The 614-nt window shown below is 74.3% G+C and carries 1 protein-coding gene; it reads left to right on the top strand.

Annotated features, from left to right (window positions below; genetic code table 11):
• Positions 1-610, top strand: a 610-nt coding sequence (locus B7767_RS41815) for a class I SAM-dependent methyltransferase (protein WP_143652985.1), incomplete at its 5' end; no start/stop codon positions are given.
• Positions 611-614: the final 4 nt, after the last annotated feature.

Genomic DNA, 614 nt, shown 5'->3' with positions numbered 1-614 from the left:
CCTGTTCTACGAGGCCGTGGCACGCCCCTCGTTCCTGCGGGTCGCCGGCTCCAACTGGGGCGGCGCCGTCACCCCCGACGACGAGGACCGCTACATCGCCGAGCACGTGAAGCCCGTCGACGGCCCCGTCGTCGACCTCGCCGCCGGGGCCGGCCGGTGGACCACCGTGATCGCCGAGGCCGTCGGCGCCGACCGCCTCGTCGCGGTCGACAGCTCGCTGCCCATGCTCAACGTGCTGCGCGGCCGGCTGCCCGACGTGCCCGCCGTGCTGGCCGGCGCCGCCGACCTGCCCTTCGCCGACGCCTCCGTCGGCGCGGTCGTGTGCTGGAACGCCCTGCAGGCCTTCTACGACGAGGCGCCGGCCGCCATCGCCGAGGCCGGCCGGATCCTGCGGCCCGGCGGCACCTTCACCGCGATGACGTTCCGCCGTTCCGAGGACCCCGTCTACCGCTACTTCCAGTCGGCCCACCGCTTCCCGCAGCACGAGGGCGGACTGCGGCTGTTCGAACCGGAGGACCTCAGGCGCTGGCTGACCGAGGCGGGCCTGACCGTCCGCGAGGAGAGCGGGCCGGGCACCTTCGTGTTCCTCACCGCCGTCAAAGAGGCCTGACGAC

This window comes from Streptomyces sp. 13-12-16 (assembly GCF_002114215.1).
GTDB lineage: Bacteria > Actinomycetota > Actinomycetes > Streptomycetales > Streptomycetaceae > Streptomyces.
The sequence above is the reverse complement of the archived record's forward strand: the minus strand, read 5'-3'. Positions and strand labels throughout refer to the sequence as shown.